The organism is Pseudoalteromonas sp. Hal040 (assembly GCF_037162425.1).
In the GTDB taxonomy this organism is placed as follows: domain Bacteria; phylum Pseudomonadota; class Gammaproteobacteria; order Enterobacterales; family Alteromonadaceae; genus Pseudoalteromonas; species Pseudoalteromonas gelatinilytica.
Genome location: NZ_JARLUU010000001.1, coordinates 2,472,282 through 2,491,468 on the forward strand (window position 1 = coordinate 2,472,282; position 19,187 = coordinate 2,491,468).

Consider the following 19,187-nt stretch of genomic DNA (forward strand, 5'->3'; position numbering starts at 1 on the left):
TTCGCCTTCCTTACAAACAAGGTGATCTCCATGAGTGATAGCAAGTTTTAACGCTGAAAATTTCAACTTAAAACGGCGCATTGTAACCATGAGATACCATTGCTGCTTTGCCCCTATGGGCACTATGTTAAACAATAGACGCGGCATTATAACCTAATATTTATGATAGTCGAGTCTGGGGGGCAATTATTTGGCGTATATAGCAGCAAACAGCGTTTAAGTGCGTAAAAAACGAACGCAACAAATTAACAAAGGAGAATTAAGCTTACTTAGAGGTATTGAAAAGAATTAACTGGCTTCGAATAGAGAGAATGAAGCATAAGTTTTAAAAGTGGTCGGCGATGCAGGATTTGAACCTGCGACCCCTTGGACCCAAACCAAGTGCGCTACCAAACTGCGCTAATCGCCGATACTAAGAGAAGTTTCGAAAATAAAGACCACTTAAGAAAAGTGGTCGGCGATGCAGGATTTGAACCTGCGACCCCTTGGACCCAAACCAAGTGCGCTACCAAACTGCGCTAATCGCCGATATCTTAGAGTAAATTGGGGTGACTGATGGGGCTCGAACCCACGACAACCGGAATCACAATCCGGGGCTCTACCAACTGAGCTACAATCACCACGGCATTTACATATTTTCAAATGGCGCACCCGGAAGGATTCGAACCTTCGACCAACGCCTTAGAAGGGCGTTGCTCTATCCAGCTGAGCTACGGGCGCATCGAAAACTTCATAAGTTTGCCTGTAAGCGCCGCTTCTTAAAGAAGAAGTGGTCGGCGATGCAGGATTTGAACCTGCGACCCCTTGGACCCAAACCAAGTGCGCTACCAAACTGCGCTAATCGCCGATGCTTACCGTTGTTTGCGAGTGACCTCGTTAACAACGGGGTGCATAATAGTGATTTGACCGAGTTAGGTCAAACATTTTTTTAAGAAAATAATTCAATCGGTCACTTTTAGTTCATAATGGTTAAATATTGCAAATATAAGCTAAAATTTGAACTCTTTTTTATAAAGTCGCGCTTTATATAAGATTGCATCTTGGCGCTATGATGCTTTTCTGCGAAAATACGCAACATAAATAAATATGATCAAACAAACATGATTTGTGTATCCACGCCCCCTTTATTGGATAATCATATTTAGATGTATCAGTATCAAGTTAACTAACCCCAATGAAAGGTCACCCATGACGGCAAACATCATCGATGGTAAGGCAATAGCTAAACAAGTACGCAGCAATGTAGCAGAGCGAGTTGCAGAGCGTGTAGCGAATGGATTACGCGCTCCAGGACTAGCAGTCGTGCTAGTTGGTCAAGATCCAGCTAGCCAAGTGTATGTTGGTTCTAAACGTAAAGCATGTGAAGAAGTCGGCTTTGTATCTAAGTCTTACGATTTACCTGGCGACACGACTGAGCAAGACTTACTTGCATTAATAGATCAACTAAACGAAGACAAAGAAGTAGACGGTATCTTAGTACAGTTACCTTTACCACAAGGTCTTGATGCTGAAAAAATTCTTGAGCGCATCACACCACATAAAGATGTTGATGGTTTCCATCCTTATAACATTGGTCGTTTAGCACAGCGTATGCCGGCACTTCGCCCTTGTACGCCAAAAGGGATTATCACCCTACTTGACTCAACAGGCGTTCGTTATAAAGGTATGCACGCAGTTGTTGTTGGCGCCTCAAACATCGTTGGTCGTCCTATGTCACTTGAGCTTTTACTTGCTGGCTGTACTACAACAGTATGTCACAAGTTCACTCAAGATTTAGAAACTCATGTTCGCCGTGCCGACTTATTAGTTGTAGCGGTAGGTAAACCTGAGTTCATTCCGGGTGAATGGGTTAAAGAAGGCGCTATTGTGATTGATGTGGGTATTAACCGTCTTGAATCAGGTAAGCTTGTTGGTGATGTTCAGTATGACGTCGCGGAACAAAAAGCACATTTCATTACCCCTGTACCAGGTGGTGTTGGACCAATGACTGTGGCAAGCTTAATTGAAAATACGCTTGAAGCATGTGAAAAATATCACAGCTAAGAAAAAATTATGTTCGTAAAAAAGGCTGCCAATTGGCAGCCTTTTTTGCTTTTAAGCTTTTTGTTGTTTGAACTGCTTAAGTTTTAGCATCTGCGGGAGCACAGAAAACACAATCATCATAAACATTAATAGGTATTGCCAGTCTTGATATTGTTCGTTTATGAGTAAAACAGCGCATACGATTCCCGCGATTGGATTGGCTATTGTGCCGAATGAAAACTCAGCCACAGTCATGCGTCCTAATAACCAAACATACAGAATATAGGCGATGGCGGTATTGGGCACAATTAACCAAAATAGCGCAGAATATTGCAGCGCTGAGATAGGCTCAAATACCACTTTGTATTGCTCTGGGTGAAGTAAACTGCCATCAATAAACGCAGCCAATAATAAAATAGTGCCGCCAATGATTAACTGCCAGGTAAGCACAACCCACCAATGAATATGCACAGACAAACTCTGTACTAAGGTGCTACCAATCACAATAGTGAGTAAGGCCCCAAATAAAGCAGCCACTCCCAATACATTTAATGCCACATGTGCTGGGTCGAACAACAACCACGCCAATACCACCAGCGCTATAGCGCAAAAAGCTTGAATTTTTGCAGGTCGCTGCCCTTTGCTAAGCCATGCATATAACAAAGCCACAACCGGCACTGACACCATCCCTACCCCAGCAATTGCAGCAGGAAGGTTCACTGCCATGATAAAAATAAAGGCAAAAAATAGTGCGATATTCACCGCACCTAAAGTCAATAAACTAAGCCATTGCGAACGGGTCGGCAAGCTAGGTTTGAGTAATAAAAGGAGTAGCCCTGCAGGCAGTGCTCGCAATGCGCCTAACAAAAGTGGCGGCCAATCTGGTGTCGCGTATTTGGTCACTGCATAGGTGGTGCCCCATAAAAAGGCGGGGATCATGGCAAGTAAAATATTCAATGTCTGTCCTTGTTAATACGAAGAGATGACAAGGTAAAACCTCAAGTACAGTTGAGGTCAATAACTGTATCGATTAAAAACAAAAAAGGTTGCCTCGTTGGCAACCTTTTTAATGAATCATATTTCGATAGATACTTAAGCTTTACGCCACGTTGTTTTACCAGCAGAATCTTCAAGTACCACACCGAGTGCATTCAATGCATCGCGTGCTTCATCAGCTGCCGCCCAATCTTTGCTTGCGCGGGCTTCATTACGTTTTGCAATTAATGCTTCAATATGTGCTACTTCGTCATCAGCTTGACCACCTTGTAAAAAGGCTTCTGGGTCTTGCTGTGCAACGCCTAGTACTTCTGCAACACTGCGCAGAACATAAGCAAGTTTACCTGCTTGCTCTGCATCGCTGTCTTTAACACGGTTTAGCTCTTTCGCTAATTCAAATAATACAGGCAGTGCTTCTGGTGTGTTGAAGTCATCATCCATCGCTTTTCTGAATTTAGCCACATATTCATTGCTAGCTAAATCACATTCGATTGGTGTTACGCCGCGCAGTGCAGTGTAAATACGTTCAAGTGACGAACGTGCTTGCTCAAGGTTTTCTTGCGAATAGTTAAGCTGGCTACGGTAATGACCTGAAATTAAGAAGTAACGAACTGACTCAGCATCGTACTCTTTTAACACATCACGTACGGTAAAGAAGTTGTTTAATGACTTAGACATCTTCTCTTTATTGACCTGTACCATACCCGTGTGGATCCACGTATTTACGTATTTGCCATTATTTGCACAGCATGACTGAGCAATTTCGTTTTCATGGTGCGGGAACTGTAAATCTGAACCGCCACCGTGAATATCAAAATGCTCACCTAAGTGCTTAGAGCTCATTGCCGAACATTCGATGTGCCAACCTGGACGGCCTTCACCCCATGGTGATGACCAAGATGGCTCACCTGGCTTGGCTTTTTTCCAAAGCACGAAATCAAGTGGATCTTGCTTATCTTGTGCAACTTCAACACGTGAACCGGCTTGTAACATGGTTAAGTCTTGTTGCGATAACGCACCATATTGCTCAAATGTAGACACATCAAACAATACATCGCCATCTGCGGCAACATACGCATGGCCTTTGGCAATTAAACGCTCAACCATCGCGATGATTTCATTCATATGGTTTGTCACCGTTGGCTCAACATCAGGACGCAGCATATTTAAGCTGTCGAAATCTTCATGCATGGCTTTGGTCATACGAGTCGTTAAATCATTAATTGACTCACCATTTTCGTTTGCACGCTTGATGATTTTGTCGTCAACATCAGTGATGTTACGAACATATTTTAAATCGTAACCAATGTGACGTAGGTAACGAACAATAACGTCAAAACCAACGAAAGTACGCGCATGACCAATGTGACAGTAATCATAAATGGTGATACCACACACGTACATGTCGATTTTGCCATCAACAAGGGGTTTAAACTGCTCTTTTTGTCGCGTAAGTGTGTTGTAAATTTGTACCATTTATAAAATGTCCTTAACGGTGTTTCGAGATTCTCTATGGTAACACTTGCAAAGCCGCTGCTCTAGCGCTTTATCAATTGAATAAGCACTTTGTTAATCGTTTTAAACAAGCTCTTTGTTAATCCAAGGCAACTACTATAAAATAGCCCCATTATTAAACCTGAATATAGGAAACCTCATGGTTGTACTACACACAAACTTTGGTGACATCACTATCAAGATGCACGAAAGCGATGCACCAAACACTGTTAAAAACTTCTTAGAGTATGCAAACGCTGGCTTTTACAACGGCACTATTTTTCACCGTGTAATTGATGGTTTTATGGTACAAGGCGGTGGTTTTGAGCCGGGTATGGTTCAAAAAGAAGTAAACAATCCTATAGAAAACGAAGCAAACAACGGCCTTGCGAATAAAGTAGGCACATTAGCAATGGCACGTACGCCGGATCCACATTCAGCAACTGCGCAGTTCTTCATTAACGTTAACGACAATGACTTCTTAAACTTCAGCAGTGAAACATCACAAGGCTGGGGTTACTGCGTATTCGCAGAGGTTGTTGAAGGTATGGACGTGGTAAACAAAATCAAAGGTGTTGCAACTGGCAGCGCAGGTTTCCACCAAGACGTACCTCTTGAAGATGTCATCATCGAAAAAGTAACGGTTAGCTAATTTAATCGTTTAGTCTTTTTAAGCGGGCCCTTGCCCGCTTTTTTGCGAGTAACCATGAAACAAAGTTATTTTATTGCCGACCTCCATTTAACAGAAAACCGCCCCGACATCACTGCGGCATTTTTTGATTTTCTTGATAATAAGATTATTAATGATGACGTTGATGCACTGTATATTTTGGGTGACTTTTTTGAAGTATGGGTCGGTGATGACTATCAAACTGAACTTTCAAAGAGTGTTGCCGCACGTTTAAGCCAAGTCAGTAAAAGTGGTACTGAGGTATTTTTTATTCATGGTAATCGCGATTTCATTATGCGAGAAGACTATGCAAAAAGCGCAAGTATGACTTTATTACCAGAGCAAGTTGTTATTGATTTATACGGTACTCCAACAGTTATCTTGCACGGTGATGAAATGTGCACCCAAGATATAGAATATCAGAAGTTTCGTAAAAAAAGCCGAGGTTGGTGGTGGCCAAAATTAATGCTTGCGATGCCGCTTTGGTATCGTAAAAAGATTGCCCGCAACGCCCGTGAAAAATCAAAACAAAGCCAAGCTGGCAAAGCGTTAGAAATCCTAGATGTGACTGAAGATGCTGTATTAGCAATGTTTGAAAAACATCAGGTTGCTAATATGATCCACGGCCATACCCACCGCCCTAATGTGCACCATTATAATCTCGCTGGGAAAACGCTAACGCGCACAGTGCTGGGTGACTGGTATGAACAAGGGTCATACTTAAGAGTTACGCCAGAGCAGCAAAAACTAGTCCACACTCCCTTTAAATAACCAGTTTTTTAACTATGCTTTAACCAGTATTGTCAAAAAATGCATTATCTATGATAAGTCGGTTAAGCCTAATATGTTGTTGTTTACTATTTAGTTTCTCAATCAATTGCCAAACTTGGCAATTGGTAACAGAGCCGTTTCCTCCTTATTTTATTGCTAAGCCAAATAAGCCGGGCTGGCTGCACGAAGTAATCATCGAAGCACTGAAAACACAAAATCAAAACGCCACTATTGAATACACCCATTGGGCGCGCGCTTTAAAACTTGCTAAGCGCCATAAACGTGTTGCTGTACTAGGGGCTTTTTTTACAGAGCAAAGGGCTAGAGAGTTTAGCTACTCACAACCCTTAGCAACGGCTCATACGGTATTATTTAAGCAGGCTGGCAAAGACATCACCTTTACCGGATCACTCTATTCATTAAAGCCATATACAATCAGCAAAGGCGAAGATTATGTGGTGAGTGACGAGTTTGAGCACCATCCTGAACTGACCATAACAACAACAGGTAGTTTGATTGAAAGCTTATTACTGTTAAAGCATGGCCGTGTTGATTTAGTGGCCGGAACTAAAGAGGTCGCACTCTATTGGCTCGACAAGAGCGAACGGTTACAGCAAGCAAAACAAACAGAATTAGAAATAATTAGCCCCTACCTTGCCACTCAGTATTTACATGTGATCACCAAAAAAGATCACCCTCAAGCTGAGCTATTTCAGCAAAGCTTATATTTAGGCGTGCAGTCTCTAAAAAACTCGGGAAAGCTGGATGAAATACTTAAAAGCTATGAACTCAGTGCTGAAGAAATTGCAAGCATCCATCAATTATTAGCTAAACATTAGTGCTTGTTGAAATACTAATCGGTAGCGTGATTTTAAACTGTGTTGCAATATTTTCTGGCAGTTCATTAGTTGCGACTAAGCTTATCTTACCTTTTAGAACATTTGTAACCCACTGATGAACAAGATACAGCCCAAGCCCAGTGTGACCGTATTTTCTTGATGTGGTGAAGAAAGGATCAAATAGCTGTTCTCGCAAGGATTCATCTATACCTGAGCCATTGTCAGACACTTTAATACATAATGTATTGTCACTTTCTAGATAAACAGCTAACTGAACCTGCTTAGTGTCATGCTCATTAAAGGCATGAGAAATTGCATTGACGATTAGGCTTTCTATAATTTGTGAAATAACTCCGGGTCGACTCGTGATGTCTTGTTTGACATCGATGTGCGTTTCAATTGTTACTTTAGAGGCCTTAAAGCGAGATTTTAAACCCAGTAGAAGATCATGGATGACTTTTTCGATATTAAAGCTAACAAGTTGATCATTCGAGCGATCATGGGCCATTTCTTTAAAGCTTTTCACATGAGCGATCGCTTTATCTAGATTTACTTTTGAGAGCGACAAACTATCTGCAATACGTTCAACACTCGTTTCTAAAAACTGCTTTGTGAACCCTTGGTCAATTTTATCTTTGAGTTGTTGATTAATTAACTGTGCATTTGATACTGAAATAGCAGCACCACCTAATGGGGTATTCATTTCGTGGGCGACACCAGCCACCATTAAACCGAGTGATGACAACCTTTGCGCTTCAATCAACTCGCCCTGTAATTGATGCTGCTGTTTTATATAGCGTTGTAATTTGCTATTAGCCGCTACCAGCTCCTGCTGCTCATTTTCTAAATTTGCTGTTGCTTTAATGATTTGACACTGATCACGATAACTACGCTTTAAATACAAACCAGCAATAGTAATTAGACAAACAGCACATGCCAAAGCAATGCCAAATGACCATAAGAATATCTCCCTCAGCACTGAATTGTCCGCTTTTACCAGCACAATGATATTACTTAATGCATTGTCATTATTATTACCGAGATTCATTTTTAAAAAGCTGGTTGTACGACTATGCGATGTAATAAGTTGCTGCGTTTTCGGTAATTCAGCAATTGTTTGCCATAACTGATCATCATCTTCGCTGAGAATGAGTTGTGGCTTATCTAACATAAAACCCCACTCTTTTTTGCTATCAGGATTTAACAACCAATAGCCTTCACCATTAACCAATTGTATTTGAGCTTGTAAGGTACTGAGTGACTTAATTTGTTGTAAGGTTTTCGATAGGTCAAAATTGACAACAATTAACCCATCTAACACAAAAAAATTTTTCGTGGTTCGATAGGATGCGCGCAATGTCGGCTCATATGGGGCGACAACAACCCCGCGTTCAACATTTAAATCTATTGGCGTGATGTATACATCGCCTTTACTGTGCGCAATTCCTTCAGTGAAGTAATAACGATTACCTTTATTTTGCAACTGCGGTGGTGCTACAACTTGTGCTTTACCTGCTTTAAAATTAACGCGATACCGTTCTTGGCCCTGACTATCTAACCAACGTATTTGAGAAATGCTGTCAGCAGCTAAACCAAAATTAACAAAATGAGTTTGTATTTGTTGTTCAAGTTCAGCGTCGGATACGTGGCGTTTTAACGCTTCGTCAGCCACCAGCAATTTAACCACTTTGCGCACATCACCCAACTCTCTGCTAAAGGTATTATGCGCCGCAAGTAAGGTGTTATCTTGTAAAAGCGTTATATTACTTTTTTGTATTTGGTATTGCAGTAAATAAACCATAGCGCTCATAAATAAGCTGCCAATGACAATAACCACAAATTTTATAAGTAGCCTTTTCTTCAGTAACTCATATTGGTGATTTACTTCTACCATAATAATTAGTTAGACCGGCCCTTTAGCCAGTGCAATGCATCATCATAAAACATGGGTTTAGCGTAATAATAACCCTGCCCTACACTACAACCAGCTTCAACGAGCCAAGCGCACTCAGCCTCGGTTTCAATGCCTTCCGCTGTTACTTCAAAACCAAACTTTTCTGCTAATAGCATAATCATTTCGATAATATGTTGATTAGACCTTGAGTCTTGAATATTGCTCACAAAACAGCGATCTATTTTTATATTTTGTGCTGGTATTTCACTAATATGGGCGAGCGATGAATAACCTGTCCCAAAATCATCAATGCTAATTTTTATCCCTAAACCCGCAAAACGACATAAACATGCATTGATCTTTTCATAGTTAAAGATCGCTTGAGTCTCTGTTACTTCAAGCTCAAGTAACGAAGGTGAAATACCATACTCCTCAATACGAGCTGCTATCTCGACAAAATAATCCTCTGATAACAAATCAAAGGTAGAGGCATTAAACGCGATTGGCAGACTAAAACCCTGATCTGCAAATTGCTGAATCGATTGCATTATTTTGTCGAAAATTAATTTGTCTAACTCACTAATAAGCCCTGCGGTTTCGGCAAGGTCAATAAACTCATCGGGACTGACAAATGATCCATCGTTTCTTTGCCATCGAGCCAGCGCTTCAAAACCAATGACCTCATTAGTCATTAAATTAACCTTAGGTTGCAGCGCTACTTGGAGCTCTTTGTTACGTATTGCTGTACGCAGTTCTTGCATCAACTCATAGCGCCGTGTAATAGCTTTTGTATTTTCTAGCGTGTAATAAAGTAACTCCGCTCTTTGCGTGCTCTCATCATTAAGAGTGGACTCAGCTAAATTGAATATTTGCTCTGCGTTATGATCAACAAATGCGATTAATTGCATAACCAAAATACGCACATCTAAAAACTGCTTTACCCCATCAATTTCAAAAGATTGGCGTTTTAGCGAATCAACCATGCTCTCATCTTCGAAAGCATGACTTGAGACTAGAACGCCCAAACTATCACTTTTAAATAAGGCGATTCGGGGGTGATACGGCGCTAATTTTTGTAAGATGTTTTCGCGCATTTTCAGGTGCGTTTTTTTACAAAAATCATGACCAAATCGAAATGACTTCTCATCAAACTGTAAAATTTCAAAAACCACTAATTGAGTTTCAGCTTGCTCATATTTATTCATATTATCAATTTCGCGCTGAAGCCAATTTCGATTGGGGATGTTCAACGTAACATCGGTATAAGCAAGTTCTGTCAGCCGGTTCATTAACGCAATATTTGAAAACCCAGTACTCACATTTTCGCTAAACACTTTTAATAAGAAAACATTATGCTCGTCGATAGAAACATCTGATTTAACAATAGTAATGTAGTGATTTATATCCACTTCGCAGGTATCAAAATAAAAAACACTATAATGCTCTGAAAAGGCATGCTCTTGTGTGTCTATTGCTTGGGTGTAACATTGCTGTGCTTCATCAGACAGTAAATCGAGAGTCAACTCTTTACCATCCAGCCCTCTGAAACAACCATTACTGGTAATTACTTTTGGTTGTTTATTTAAATCGCTTCCATCACCAACACACAACACCCCACCGCCTTTTGACAAACGAAGGATCTTACTTATTTCGTCTAGTACGGCTTGTGAAAATGCCCGAATATCATGTTTGCTATTAATACTTCTTGCTGCATCAAGTACCAGCTGAAGCCCTTGTTTGGCATTTGAGATTTGAGAAATATATTGATAAGTACGCAGGTGACTGCTGACAATCGATTTTAGCTTATCCACTGTCAGATCAGATTTATTCCAATATTCATCGATATCAAGTGACTCCATCACTTGTGGTTCTGGAGCAAAACTTGGCTGCCCGGTTAAAAGCACAATGCGTATATCGTTGTTACCAAGAACGTGACGAATAGTATTTACGAGTCGAAGACCTGAATCATCTTCTTCCATCACCACATCAAGAAACACTATTGCAATGTCTTTATGGCGCGACAAAACGGAAGACGCCTCTGACACCGAGTTCGCGGTCAACAGCTCTAATGCTTCATTATTACCAAGAGGTATAGCATTCAAGCCATTTAATAATGCTTGTTGGTAATTTAAATCATCCTCAACAGTCAGTACCTTCCATGTTTTAAGACTTTGCGTTTGCTCTGAAGTGTTTTCTTTAAACTCGAAAGGCACATTAGAATCACGCATAACTTCTCCTTTTGACAACATACGCTTCTAACTAATCATGATTACGAAAACATAAGCAAAATATAGTGCAAAATTTAAATACGGTACAAATTTTTCATTAAAATTTATAGTAAATAGATATTAGAAAAATAATGAGAATTAATTAATTACGGTAAGTTTAAGGCTAATTTCTTAAAAGGTTGGCTTGTATAAGATAGGTAAAGCTAAAGAGCACCAAACAGGTGCTCTTGGTGGTTTTTATGCTGGCACGCCACTATGAAACTTAAAGTCTTCATCTGGGGTTGAAATTAACTCAGCTTCAAGTTGCCCAAAAAATTCAACACGGTCAGTGATATCAAACTCACTGATTTCTTGTGCGAGGGTTAAATAATCTTGGTAATGACGCGCTTCAGAGCGCAGTAGTGAGATATAAAAATCACCTAAGCGCTTATCAACATGCGGGGCTAATTTAGCAAAGCGTTCACATGAGCGGGCTTCGATATAAGCACCGATAATTAACTTATCAACCAAAGCATCAGGCTCGTAAGTTTTCACGTGGCGCAGCATCCCTTTGGCATAACGACATGGAGTAATACTTTTATATTCAATACCGTATTCATCCATGATCTCAAGGACTTGATAAAAGTGATGTAGTTCTTCTTTGATTAACATCACCATTTTATCGATAAGGTCTTGCCCATAAGGTGAATTCGATTTTGGGATCATTGATTTTGTCAGCTTGTTTTTATCTGCAAGCTCACGCCAATCCCCTTCACGCTTGTAAATAAGTGTTTCAAATGGTTTTAACCACTCAAGCAAAGCATCACTACTTTCTTTATCAACCGCGTACTTACGAATTAAAAACATGGCAGATTGAGCTGCTTTTAATTCACAGATAAGGTGATCGATTAAAACCACATCTAAGTTTTCTTTTTTGGTTGCCGCAGCAATCCACTCATCAGGCGTTTCACACTTTAAAAAAGAATGAATGGGTGCTAACAAATCAGAATAAGGCACTGAATAACTTCTCATCAAAAATCTTAGTTCGATTTTATCACATAAATTAGCCCACGTTCCATGACCCACATCAGTGCAAGCTAATTTTCTATATGCACTAAAGAGTTACATTTTATCGACCATTTCGATTATTGCAGCTTCTTGACAAGGTTTAATTACTGAACCATAACTTAATCAAAGCTGTACAAAAATAAAACAGCTCACATTCCTTTTTACAGGGGCATTGATTATGATTCTAAACCACTTATGGGGCTTGTACGCCCACCCACTCGAAGAATGGCAAACAATTGATAACCGCCACGAAAGCTTGCGCTATAGCTTGTCGCACATTTTATTAATTGCCAGTATTCCTTCAATCATGGGCTACTATTCATCTGTATATTTAGGTTGGAGCATTGGCTCTGGCGATGCAGTGTTTTTAACCCATGATAGTGCATTACTCATTGCTATCGCGATGTACTTTGCACTGATTGCGGGCGTTTTTGCACTTGCTTACTTAGCACATTGGATGGCCGTTACCTTTGGTGCAAAACCCACCTTTACACAAACCTTAGAGCTCGCTGCATATACAGCAACGCCGGTATTCATGTCTTCATTTGCGGCATTTTTACCTGAACTTTGGTTTGTGGTGTGTGTAGGCCTTGTAGCACTTGCCTACTCTGTTTACTTGCTTTACACGGGAGTGCCTATTTTGATGCACATTCCTGAAGAGCGAGGCTTTATTTATGCCAGTTCGGTGGTCACGTGTGGGCTGATATTACTGGTGATTATTTTAGCTGCGACAGCTATCTTATGGACTAATGGAATCGTCCACCCTATGTTTACCTGAGTACATTGTTATTTTCCTTTCTTTCCACAAACAAAAAAGGAGCTATTCAGCTCCTTTTTTATATCAAATAGATTTGCACTGATTAATCAGCACTGTTCTCTTCTTGATTGTGTAGCTCTAAACTCGCTGACATGGCGTTTTCGCGGGTTGATTTCGCTGAATCATTACGTAAACGGTCAATGTGGTTTAGGTAATCTTGGTCGATATCACCTGTGATGTATTGACCATCGAATACTGATGTTTCAAAACGGGTGATTTCTGGGTTTTCTTGGCTTACTGCCGAGATTAGGTCATCTAACGATTGATAGATAAGACCATCTGCACCGATGCTAGCATTGATATCTTCCACTTCACGACCATGCGCAATTAGCTCAGCTGCCGATGGCATATCAATACCGTATACGTTCGGGAAACGAATCTCTGGCGCTGCTGACGCGAAATAAACATTCTTCGCACCTGACTCACGAGCCATTTCTACGATTTGCGCTGACGTTGTACCACGAACAATTGAGTCATCAACAAGTAATACGTTTTTGCCTTTGAACTCACGGTCAATTGCATTCAGTTTTTGACGAACTGATTTCTTACGCATTTCTTGACCTGGCATGATGAAAGTACGGCCAATGTAGCGGTTTTTAACAAAACCTTGGCGGTAAGGCAGGTTAAGTGCTGACGCAATCTCAAGCGCTACATCACACGACGTTTCAGGAATAGGAATAACCACATCGATGTCTTTATCAGCCCATTCACGTGCGATTTTTTCACCTAACTTAGTACCCATGTTTACGCGTGTCGCATAAACAGACATACGGTCAATCGTTGAATCTGGGCGCGCAAAGTAAACAAACTCAAAGATACATGGCGAGTAAGTTGCTTTTTCAGCACACGCTTGTGAGAAAAACTGACCATCTTCAGTTACGTAAATCGCTTCACCTGGTGCTACGTCACGAACAAACTCAAAACCGTCGGTTTTTAATGCCACACTTTCAGAAGCAAACATGTACTCAGTACCATTTGCAGTTTCGCGTTTACCAAACACCAACGGACGAATGCCGTTCGGATCACGAAACGCAACAATACCGTGGCCGATGATCATTGCAATCGTTGCATAACCACCATTTACTTTATTGTTTACTTCGGTCACTGCATTGAAGATATCCTCAGCGTCAAGTTTTAGCTTGTTTGACTTGCTTAACTCATGTGCCACGATGTTAAGTAAGATTTCAGAGTCAGATGTTGTATTAACATGACGGCGAGCTTCTGAAAATAATTGCTGCTTTAATGCTTCTGCGTTTGTTAAGTTACCATTGTGCGCAAGTGCAATACCAAATGGTGAGTTAACGTAGAAAGGTTGCGCTTCTGACGAGCTAGAAGAACCAGCTGTCGGGTAGCGAACATGGCCAATACCAATTGTGCCTTGAAGGCGTTTCATATGACGGGTATGAAACACATCTTTCACAAGGCCATTGGCTTTACGTAAGCTAAACGTGTTGTTTTCAATGGTAATGATGCCAGCTGCATCTTGACCGCGGTGTTGCAAAACAGTTAAGCCGTCATATAACGCCTGATTAACAGGAGAAGTTCCGACTATGCCAACGATACCACACATTAAATTTATCCTCGCCGATTAACGGTTTACAGAATTTAAAAAGCTCGAGTTGTTTTCAAGGTACGAAAAGAACCACTCAACAACAAAGCCAAATTCTGGAATCAAAATAGAGTTGCCCCACCAATGCGTATTAGGTGCACCGGTAAAAGCATCAAGAAAGAAGAGTAACGCGCTTACGACCAACACGCCACGAAGAGCACCAAACACTATGCCAAAGACACGGTCTGTGCCAGATAAACCCGTACGCTGTACAAGCTCACCTAAAATATAGTTTAGTAACCCACCCAACAGGAGTGTCGCAAAGAATAATATGGCTATTGCGGCTGCATTTCTTAAAAGGGGTTCTGAAATACTTGTTAGGAAGGATGCTAAATATTGGTAAAACAAACTAGAGATGATAAATGCGCCAGCCCATACAGCTAATGACATTGCTTCTTTTACAAAGCCACGTATTAAGCCGATGATAGTGGATAGTGCAATAATGCCAAGTATGGCGTAATCAACCCAGATCATAAGAACCAACTAGTCGTTAATTTGGGGCGCATTCTATAAGACTACCTATAGAATTGCCAGATCATTTTGTAATTTCAAACTGAGTGACTTTGCCGTTTAACTTGGTTAACTGCTTTAACTCAGGAAGCTTACTCTCTAACTCTTTCTTGCTAAGTGAAGGACCTACAAAGACTTTTGTCAGTGTGCCGTTTGGGGTTTTGATTGGACGCGTAAAGGTTTTGAAACCATTCGCTTTTAGTTTTTCTTGTAGTGATTTCACATTAGGTGCATGAGAAAAACTACCCAATTGGATAACATAAGCCATTTGTATGAGGTTTTCGTCTGGCTTACGGGTAGGCTCTGGAGCTTTGACAACGGTTTTTGCCAGCTCTTGGACTGCAACTTTTGACTCAGTTTTACGAACCACAGGCTCATCTGTTGATGCTTCGACCATTTGCGGTGCATCATCGACGATTTGTTGCGTTTCGTTAGCAGCAAGCTCAGCATCGTTGGCTTGAATATCTTCAACTGGCGTTTGTGACGGTTGTTCAGCAGAGGCGACTTTATGATCAATCGCCTCATGTAAATCAATCGTAGTGAACTCAGGACGTTCAGGAATTGCTTTAAAGCCTTCAGTATAATGAACCTTTTCACCATCCAAAATATTTGGAATGAAGACAATAGCCGCTACAACCACAATGGTGGTACCTACTAAGCGATTAATAAACCCTGCGTTCACCGATTTCCTCTCTATTTTTTAAAGTAATTGATGGCTGCAGCCACTGTTATAAATGAACCAAACACAATCACAAGCGTGTTTTCGTCGACATTTGGTAATAACGTGTCTAATGCAGTTTCAACACTCTCATATTGCGTGCTAGGCGCTGTTGATGTTGTTTCTGCAAGTGCGTTAGCAAGATTCTCAACCTTGTCTCCGCGGAAACAATCTAAGCTTGCTAACGACCATTGGTCAACTACATTTGCGACAGCCGACATGGCAGCCACTTTATCTTTATCTGCAAGCATAGCGACTAATGCATGAATTTTAAACCCTTGATCTTTATACACGCTTAATTTACGTGCCAAATAACGAGCAGATTCAGGATTATGCGCCACATCTGTAAAAATAAGCGGCTGCTCACTGAGCTGCTGAAAGCGCCCTTCTACAGTAAGACTCGCTAAGCAATCACGCACTTGTCGCTCACTTGGCAATAGCTCAAGTTTAGCCAATAAAGTCAACGCGGTTGCGGCATTTTGACAAGGGATAGCAGGCTTAGCTAAGCGCCAATCGTTATCTTGGTACTGCCAGTTAAAGCCTTCACTGTCTTCAGTGAATTTAAAATCACGGCCTGATAACACCATATCAGCATTAATTTCATTGCCGTAATCTGTCACAGTATGCGGAATCGCTAAATCGCCAACAATGGCAGGCGTATTCGGTCGAAAAATACCGGCTTTGTCGTAACCCACTAATTCACGGGTATCACCTAAGTATTCTTTATGGTCTAAATCTATGGTGGTGATCACGCATGCAAATGGGGTTACGATATTAGTGGCGTCATAACGACCACCCAGACCCACTTCTAACAGTACATAATCAACAGCGTGACGTTTAAAAATAGCCAGTGCGCCCAGTGTTCCGTATTCAAAATAAGTCAGCGGTGTGTCACCACGACCTTTTTCAAGCATATCGAATGCATCAACATGGAATTGATCATCAAGCTCTTGACCATTAATACGCACGCGTTCGTTGTAACGAATTAGATGAGGAGAGGCGTACGTGCCGACACTAAACCCTTGTGCCAGTAATAAGCTTTCTAAACAGCGAGCGGTGGTCCCTTTACCATTAGTCCCTGCAATTAAAATTATTTTGCTAGGTGTATCGAGTAAGCCGACTTGGTTAGCAACGCGTGCAACGCGCTCTAAGCCCATTTCAATATTGGCAGGATGGACACTTTCTAAATAACAAAGCCAATCATCAAGACTTGATGATTGGCTAGGAAGGATTTCTGTCATAGCGTTTAATCAGTTAAGCTGAAATTTACGCTACTCTATGCTCTTGTTCAGTAGAAGGCAAGTTCATAAATTTCGCTAAGATACGTGCTAGGGTGTCACGCATTTCACGACGGTCTACAATCATGTCGATTGCACCGTGCTCTAGTAAGAATTCACTACGTTGGAAACCTTCAGGTAGCGTTTCACGTACTGTTTGCTCGATAACACGAGGACCAGCAAAACCAATAAGCGCTTTAGGTTCAGCAACATTTACATCACCAAGCATTGCTAATGATGCAGATACACCACCCATTGTTGGATCAGTTAATACTGAAATAAACGGTAAGCCTTTTTCGCTCATTTTCGCTAGCGCAGCACTTGTTTTAGCCATTTGCATTAATGACATAAGTGCTTCTTGCATACGTGCACCACCTGATGCAGAGAAACAAATAAGCGGCATATTGTGTTCTAAACACTGGTCTACAGCTTCAACAAAGCGTGCACCAACCACTGACGCCATTGAACCACCCATAAATGAGAATTCAAATGCAACAGCAGCAACAGGAATACCTTTTAGGCGGCCCTTCATTGCAACAAGTGCGTCTTTCTCGCCACTTGCTTTTTGTGCTTGGGTAATACGGTCAGAGTATTTTTTAGAATCTTTAAATTTTAAAACGTCTTTTGGCTCGTGCTCTGCACCAATTTCTTGACGATCTGCATCATCTAAAAAGTTTTCAAGGCGCTTACGGCCACCTAAACGCATGTGGTGATCACATTTAGGACACACGTTGAGTGCTTTTTCTAATTCTGCTTTATATAAAATTGAATCACAGTCTGTACACTTAGCCCAAACCCCTTCAGGGATTTCTTTACGACCTGACGATTTGGTCGTTTTAGGTAAGATTTTTTCTAACCAACTCATTTGCAACTCTCTTAATGCTGTTCTGTGTCGCAGTCTGTTTAATTGGAAACACTCGCTTGTATTTCTGATAACAAATAAACAGACAGATTTTTTCAATTAAAACATGAATTACCCGCAGACGATATAAAAAACTGGTCTTAGTAGTAGTCTACTAAAGTCTAACTGTCTGAATCAGGTAAAAACAAAGGCCCTAATGGTGTTTTAGGAATGCCAAAATGTTCAGGGTAATCCACATCAACTAAGTAAAGACCCGCCGCTTTTGCTGTTGCACTCGCTTTAGCACGTTCTTTTAGATCAAGTAATTCTTTTAACCACACTGGCTCATGCTTATGTAAGCCTATATCCATTAAACAGCCGGTGATGTTTCGAACCATGTGATGCAAAAACGCATTCGCTTTAATATCAATGATCACATAATCACCTTGGCGTTTTACCGACAAGTGGTGGATAGTACGATTTGCAGTATTCGCTTGGCAATGTAGTGCCCTGAAAGACGTAAAATCATGCTCACCTATCAGATACTGACAGGCTTCTTGCATTTTAGTTTCGTCTAATGGGTGATGAAAATGAGTGACACCTTCGCTCATAATGGCGCCACGATAGGTGTAATTGTAAATCACATAACGATAGCGACGAGCTGTGGCGCTAAAACGAGCATGAAAATCGTCACTGACAGGTTCAGCAAAACGAATCGAAATATCTTTTGGTAGTAAGGTGTTCATACCCATTGTAAACGCGACCATTTCGCGCTCAGCATGCGTATCAAAATGGATCACCTGCCCGGTGCCATGAACACCGGCATCGGTGCGACCTGCACAAACAATTTCAACTGGATGATTACAAATACGCGACAACGCCGTTTCTACTTCTTGTTGTACGCTATTGACGTGTGATTGACGTTGCCAACCACTGTAACGTGCGCCGTTGTACTCTACTCCAAGTGCTACTCGCATAATGACCTATTTACCTACTGAACTAAATGACGGGGCATTTTATGCGATCTACGAGCGCAATAAAAGCCACAGTGGCCGATCACATTACTGTGCCTGCTCAGATATCATACCAATTCGCTTAACGATAAGTGCGAGCTGGGATTAATCTTCTTCGATGTTGTCTAGGCCCTTGGTGCCGTCTTTAGCACGCAGCTTATGATGGATAGCCGATTTGATCAGCATATAGCCGCTGATAGGCGCGGTGATAAGCAAAAAGATTGATATAAGAATTTCTTTCACGCTCACCCCCTCATTGGTGTAACTAAAATACACCATTGCAGCAATCAATAGCGATGCCATTCCTAAGGTAGTTGCTTTGGTAGGTCCATGTAAACGCATGAAAAAGTCAGGCATTTTCACAAGACCAATTGAACCTATCAGAATAAAGCAACCACCAATTAATAATAAGATTGAAACAATCCACTCACTCATTATCTG

The 19,187-nt window shown here is 41.1% G+C and carries 17 protein-coding genes and 5 tRNA genes; 5 read left to right on the forward strand and 17 right to left on the reverse strand.

All coding sequences use genetic code 11. From position 1 onward, the window contains the following. Positions 1-332: 332 nt before the first annotated feature. From P4S60_RS11435 to P4S60_RS11455, 5 genes are all read right to left on the reverse strand, one after another. Positions 333-409 (reverse strand) — tRNA-Pro (locus tag P4S60_RS11435). A gap of 42 nt (positions 410-451) precedes the next feature. Beyond that, positions 452-528: transfer RNA gene (locus P4S60_RS11440), tRNA-Pro, on the reverse strand. Between the two features lie 16 nt (positions 529-544). Continuing rightward, a tRNA-His gene (locus tag P4S60_RS11445) sits at positions 545-620 on the reverse strand. A 23-nt stretch (positions 621-643) separates the two neighbouring features. Beyond that, positions 644-720, reverse strand: a tRNA-Arg gene (locus P4S60_RS11450). 50 nt (positions 721-770) lie between these two features. After that, positions 771-847, reverse strand: a tRNA-Pro gene (locus P4S60_RS11455). 341 nt (positions 848-1,188) lie between these two features. On the opposite strand from P4S60_RS11455, the gene folD reads away from it, so the two are divergent. After that, the gene (gene folD / locus P4S60_RS11460; protein ID WP_063706811.1) at positions 1,189-2,043 is read left to right on the forward strand and encodes a bifunctional methylenetetrahydrofolate dehydrogenase/methenyltetrahydrofolate cyclohydrolase FolD; all 855 of its coding nucleotides are present in this window, start codon (positions 1,189-1,191) and stop codon (positions 2,041-2,043) included. Positions 2,044-2,094: 51 nt separating this feature from the next. Here folD and P4S60_RS11465 read toward each other — a convergent pair whose 3' ends face one another. Further along, complete coding sequence (locus P4S60_RS11465; protein WP_337116034.1) at positions 2,095-2,979, reverse strand: DMT family transporter; 885 nt, start codon at positions 2,977-2,979, stop codon at positions 2,095-2,097. A 135-nt stretch (positions 2,980-3,114) separates the two neighbouring features. Continuing rightward, positions 3,115-4,494, reverse strand: a complete 1,380-nt coding sequence (gene cysS / locus P4S60_RS11470; RefSeq protein ID WP_105175206.1) for a cysteine--tRNA ligase — start codon at positions 4,492-4,494, stop codon at positions 3,115-3,117. A gap of 178 nt (positions 4,495-4,672) precedes the next feature. Here cysS and P4S60_RS11475 point away from each other — a divergent pair, with 178 nt between their 5' ends. The 3 genes from P4S60_RS11475 to P4S60_RS11485 are packed head-to-tail and all read left to right on the forward strand — an operon-like array spanning position 4,673 to position 6,792. Next, positions 4,673-5,164, forward strand: a complete 492-nt coding sequence (locus tag P4S60_RS11475; protein WP_054562080.1) for a peptidylprolyl isomerase — start codon at positions 4,673-4,675, stop codon at positions 5,162-5,164. Positions 5,165-5,218: 54 nt separating this feature from the next. Continuing rightward, complete coding sequence (locus tag P4S60_RS11480) at positions 5,219-5,953, forward strand: UDP-2,3-diacylglucosamine diphosphatase (protein ID WP_337116035.1); 735 nt, start codon at positions 5,219-5,221, stop codon at positions 5,951-5,953. Positions 5,954-6,003: 50 nt separating this feature from the next. Then, the gene (locus tag P4S60_RS11485) at positions 6,004-6,792 is read left to right on the forward strand and encodes a transporter substrate-binding domain-containing protein (protein ID WP_337116036.1); all 789 of its coding nucleotides are present in this window, start codon (positions 6,004-6,006) and stop codon (positions 6,790-6,792) included. Here the strand turns inward: P4S60_RS11485 and P4S60_RS11490 are convergent. The 3 genes from P4S60_RS11490 to miaE form a co-directional block, all read right to left on the reverse strand. Next, on the reverse strand, positions 6,782-8,602 hold the full coding sequence (locus P4S60_RS11490; RefSeq protein ID WP_337116037.1) for a sensor histidine kinase: 1,821 nt from the start codon (positions 8,600-8,602) through the stop codon (positions 6,782-6,784). The two genes, P4S60_RS11485 and P4S60_RS11490, sit on opposite strands and share 11 nt — an antisense overlap. 89 nt (positions 8,603-8,691) lie before the next feature. Further along, complete coding sequence (locus P4S60_RS11495) at positions 8,692-10,914, reverse strand: GGDEF/EAL domain-containing response regulator (RefSeq protein ID WP_337116038.1); 2,223 nt, start codon at positions 10,912-10,914, stop codon at positions 8,692-8,694. A gap of 237 nt (positions 10,915-11,151) precedes the next feature. Beyond that, a complete protein-coding gene (miaE, locus tag P4S60_RS11500; RefSeq protein ID WP_337116858.1) occupies positions 11,152-11,910 on the reverse strand; it encodes a tRNA isopentenyl-2-thiomethyl-A-37 hydroxylase MiaE in 759 nt (252 codons plus the stop codon). A gap of 229 nt (positions 11,911-12,139) precedes the next feature. On the opposite strand from miaE, the gene P4S60_RS11505 reads away from it, so the two are divergent. After that, on the forward strand, positions 12,140-12,739 hold the full coding sequence (locus P4S60_RS11505) for a Yip1 family protein (protein ID WP_063706798.1): 600 nt from the start codon (positions 12,140-12,142) through the stop codon (positions 12,737-12,739). Positions 12,740-12,821: 82 nt separating this feature from the next. Here P4S60_RS11505 and purF read toward each other — a convergent pair whose 3' ends face one another. The 7 genes from purF to P4S60_RS11540 all read right to left on the reverse strand — a co-directional run bounded on the left by purF (position 12,822) and on the right by P4S60_RS11540 (position 19,184). Beyond that, positions 12,822-14,348 (reverse strand): amidophosphoribosyltransferase, encoded by a 1,527-nt coding sequence (gene purF / locus P4S60_RS11510; RefSeq protein ID WP_105175211.1) that lies wholly within the window; start codon positions 14,346-14,348, stop codon positions 12,822-12,824. Between the two features lie 18 nt (positions 14,349-14,366). Next, a complete protein-coding gene (locus P4S60_RS11515; protein ID WP_036969851.1) occupies positions 14,367-14,861 on the reverse strand; it encodes a CvpA family protein in 495 nt (164 codons plus the stop codon). A 61-nt stretch (positions 14,862-14,922) separates the two neighbouring features. Further along, the gene (locus P4S60_RS11520) at positions 14,923-15,579 is read right to left on the reverse strand and encodes an SPOR domain-containing protein (RefSeq protein WP_337116039.1); all 657 of its coding nucleotides are present in this window, start codon (positions 15,577-15,579) and stop codon (positions 14,923-14,925) included. 11 nt (positions 15,580-15,590) lie between these two features. Then, positions 15,591-16,856: a bifunctional tetrahydrofolate synthase/dihydrofolate synthase gene (gene folC / locus P4S60_RS11525; protein ID WP_337116040.1), complete on the reverse strand. Its 1,266-nt coding sequence runs from the start codon at positions 16,854-16,856 to the stop codon at positions 15,591-15,593. 25 nt (positions 16,857-16,881) lie between these two features. Further along, positions 16,882-17,757, reverse strand: coding sequence for an acetyl-CoA carboxylase, carboxyltransferase subunit beta (gene accD, locus P4S60_RS11530; RefSeq protein WP_119853428.1), 876 nt, complete (start codon positions 17,755-17,757; stop codon positions 16,882-16,884). 158 nt (positions 17,758-17,915) lie between these two features. Further along, positions 17,916-18,710 carry a tRNA pseudouridine(38-40) synthase TruA gene (truA, locus tag P4S60_RS11535; RefSeq protein ID WP_063706786.1) on the reverse strand — a complete coding sequence of 265 codons (795 nt, stop codon included), beginning with the start codon at positions 18,708-18,710 and terminating at the stop codon, positions 17,916-17,918. A 141-nt stretch (positions 18,711-18,851) separates the two neighbouring features. Continuing rightward, positions 18,852-19,184 carry a Na+/H+ antiporter subunit G gene (locus tag P4S60_RS11540; RefSeq protein WP_171038274.1) on the reverse strand — a complete coding sequence of 111 codons (333 nt, stop codon included), beginning with the start codon at positions 19,182-19,184 and terminating at the stop codon, positions 18,852-18,854. Between the last annotated feature and the right edge of the window lie 3 nt (positions 19,185-19,187).